The sequence below is a fragment of the Microbacterium sp. genome (genome assembly GCF_049661145.1).
Lineage (GTDB): Bacteria > Actinomycetota > Actinomycetes > Actinomycetales > Microbacteriaceae > Microbacterium.
In genome coordinates, this window is sequence record NZ_JBASZT010000027.1 from 1 (window position 1) to 3,307 (window position 3,307).

Below are 3,307 nucleotides of genomic sequence, written 5' to 3' on the forward strand. Positions count from 1 at the left end.
GTGTGCGCGCGTTGCGCCCGGGCGAGCGCGAGCGGACCGGCGCCGAGCTCGGCCCGCAGCAGCCGCGTGAGGTGTCGTGACGAGTACCCCAGCTGCGCGGCGAGCCCCGGCACACCCTCGCGCTCGACGACGCCGTCGGCGATGAGACGCATGGCACGGCCCGCGACATCACCGCGCAGGTTCCACTCCGGCGAACCGGGCGCAGCCTCGGGGAGGCAGCGCTTGCAGGCGCGGTAGCCGGCCTCGTGCGCCGCCGCCGACGTCGGGTAGAACGTGACGTTGCCGGGCTTGGGCGTGCGGGCCGGGCAACTCGGCCGACAGTAGATCCCGGTCGAGCGCACCGCCGTCACGAACTGCCCGTCGAACCGCGCGTCGCGGGCCTCGATCGCGCGGTAGCGCTCCTCGAAGGTCATCGCGGCGGTGGGCATGTCTCCAGCCTGCCATCGCGCCTCGGCATCCGCTCGCGGTTTTCGGACATCGCAGTGCGGCTCGGTCGCCCCGCGCATCGGCCACCATCGCCCGCGAGAGAACAACGGGCACCATCGCCCGCGAGAGAACAATGGGCGGCCGAGAGAACGGGTATCACCCGTTCTCTCGGCGCTGAGTTGTTCTCTCGCGGAGGGGTGGCGGTGAGCCCCCCGCCGCGCCGCGCAACCGCCCCACCGCGTCAGTGGAAGAAGTGGCGCTCTCCCGTGAAGAACATGGTGACCCCGGCATCCTGCGCCGCCGCGATGACCTCCTGGTCGCGCACCGAGCCACCGGGCTGGACGATCGCGCTCACCCCGGCATCCAACAGCACCTGCGGCCCGTCGGCGAACGGGAAGAACGCGTCGGATGCCGCGACCGACCCCGCCGCGCGCTCGCCCGCGCGCTCGACGGCGAGCCGGCAGGAGTCCACGCGGTTGACCTGCCCCATGCCGATGCCGACGGTCGCCGACGCCTGCGCGAGCACGATCGCGTTCGACTTCACGGCGCGGCACGCCTTCCACGCGAACGCGAGGTTGCCCTTCTCGGAGTCGGCGGGCATCTCGCCGGTGACGAGCTCCCACCCGTCGACGAGGGATTCGATCTCGGGCGGGAACCGGTCGGCATCCTGCAGCAGCAGCCCGCCCGACAGCAGCCGCACGTCCATCGGCTCCTGCCGCCAGTCGGCGGGCAGGCGCAGCACCCGCAGGTTCTTCTTGAGGCGGAAGACCTCGAGCGCCTCGGGCTCGAACTCCGGGGCGACGATGACCTCCGTGAAGATGTCGCGCAGGTTCTCCGCCATCTTCAGCGTGACGGTGCGGTTCGCCGCGATCACGCCGCCGAACGCCGACACCGGGTCGCACTCGTGCGCGCGCAGATGCGCCGACGCGATCGGGTCGAGCGCGTGGGGTGCGCCGATCGCGATGCCGCAGGGGTTCGCGTGCTTGATGATCGCGACGGTCGGCTTGACCATGTCGAACGCGGCACGCAGGGCCGCATCGGCGTCGACGTAGTTGTTGTACGACATCTCCTTGCCCTGCAACTGCTCGGCCTGCGCGATGCCGTGTCCGCCGGCGCGGGTGTAGATCGCGGCGCGCTGGTGCGAGTTCTCGCCGTAGCGCAAGGTCGACAGGCGCTCGGCACGGATCGTGAGGTGCTGCGGCAGGTGCTCGTCCTCGAGCGTCTGCCCGGCGAACCAGGTCGCGACGGCGCGATCGTACTCGGCGGTGTGGGTGAACGCGCGCGCGGCGAGCTCGCGACGCTGCGCGAGCGAGGTGCCGCCCTGCCCGATCGCCTCGATGATCGCCGGGTATGCCGAGGGCGAGACGACGATCGCGACGTTCGCGAAGTTCTTGGCCGACGCGCGCACCATCGCCGGCCCGCCGATGTCGATCTGCTCGACGACCGCGTCGCCCGTCGCCCCGGATGCCACCGTCTCGACGAAGGGATAGAGGTTCACGACGACGAGCTCGAAGGGGTGGATGCCGAGGTCAGCCAGCTGCGCCTCGTGGTCCTCCAGCCGCAGGTCGGCGAGCAGGCCCGCGTGGACGCTCGGGTGGAGGGTCTTGACCCTGCCGTCCAGCGACTCCGGAAAGCCGGTGACCTCCGAGACGTCCTTCACCGCGATCCCGGCCTCGCGCAGGATCGCGGCGGAGCCGCCCGTCGACACGATCTCGACCCCGGCGGCATCCAGGGCCTGCGCCAACGGCACGAGGTCGGTCTTGTTGCTCACCGAGATGAGCGCGCGGCGGACGGGGATGATGTCGCGAGCGCGGTAGCGGGTGGGATCGATGGTGGGACCGGCCATGCAGGACTCCAGGTTCGGGATTCGAGGAACTCAGACGGATTCGGGCGCGGGCAGGGCGACCTCGCCGGTCGCGATGCCCCGGACGACTTCGATCAGCAGACGCCGCTCGACGGGCTTGATGCGCTCGTGGAGGGTCTGCTCGGTGTCGCCGGGCAGCACCGGCACCCGCTCCTGGGCGATGATCGGGCCGGTGTCGATGCCACCATCGACGACGATGACGCTCGCCCCCGTCTCGGTGACCCCGGCGGCGAGGGCGTCGCGCACGCCGTGCGCGCCGGGGAACTCCGGCAGGTAGGCGGGGTGGGTGTTGATGAGGCGCGGCGCCCAGACATCGACGACGGATGCCGGCAGCAACCGCATCAGCCCGCTCAGCACGACGAGGTCGGGAGCCCACACCTCGAGTTGGGCCTGCAGTTCGCGACCCCACTCCTCGCGGGTCTCGAACCCGCGGAACGGGACGAGGAACGTCGGGATGCCGAAGGCCTCGGCGTGCGCGAATCCGTCGGCCTGCCGGTCGGCACCGACGGCGACGACGCGCGCGGGGTATTCGGGGTCGGCGGCGGCTTCGAGAAGGGCTCGGAGGTTGGATCCGGTGCCCGAGATGAGAACGGCGACCCTCAGCACCCGGTCAGTCTACCGGGGCGCGCGGATCGTCCTCCGGCGGGGGCGGCTGGGGTGACTCGGCGGGCTCGGGTGCGGGGGCCTCGGAGGGCTCGGGCACGGACGGCGCGGGCTGAGACGGCCCGGGCTGAGACGGCCCGGGCTGAGACGGTCCGGGCACGGACGGCTCGGGCACGGACGGCCCGGGCAGAGACGGCTCGGGTACGGACGGCTCGGGCAGGCTCGCCGACTCGTCGCGCAGGAACTTCGGCTCGAGCGGCTCGAGAGGCTCCGTCGGCATCTCGTCCGCCGGGATCGACGGCGCAGCGAGAAGGTCCGCCGAGCGGCGATCCGCCGTGGGACGGCCCGCCACGGGGGGCGTCGCCGCGCGAGGGGGCTCCGCGCGGACCTCGGGCGCGACCAGCCCGTCAGGCA

At 72.3% G+C, this 3,307-nt stretch carries 3 protein-coding genes and 1 pseudogene; all 4 read right to left on the reverse strand.

The window, feature by feature from the left end:
- On the reverse strand, window positions 1-428 hold a 428-nt coding region (locus WBP48_RS01305), incomplete at its 3' end, for a bifunctional transcriptional activator/DNA repair enzyme AdaA (RefSeq protein WP_424434918.1).
- A 239-nt stretch (window positions 429-667) separates the two neighbouring features.
- On the reverse strand, window positions 668-2,272 hold the full coding sequence (purH, locus tag WBP48_RS01310; protein WP_424434921.1) for a bifunctional phosphoribosylaminoimidazolecarboxamide formyltransferase/IMP cyclohydrolase: 1,605 nt from the start codon (window positions 2,270-2,272) through the stop codon (window positions 668-670).
- Between the two features lie 30 nt (window positions 2,273-2,302).
- Window positions 2,303-2,896, reverse strand: coding sequence for a phosphoribosylglycinamide formyltransferase (purN, locus tag WBP48_RS01315; RefSeq protein WP_424434924.1), 594 nt, complete (start codon window positions 2,894-2,896; stop codon window positions 2,303-2,305).
- A gap of 4 nt (window positions 2,897-2,900) precedes the next feature.
- A pseudogene (locus tag WBP48_RS01320) lies at window positions 2,901-3,307 on the reverse strand (hypothetical protein); the annotation flags it as partial.

Coding starts and splice junctions, on each gene's coding strand:
- purH (WP_424434921.1), bottom strand. CDS start 2,272: ATGGCCGGTCCCACCATCGATCCCACCCGCTACCGCGCTCGCGACATC.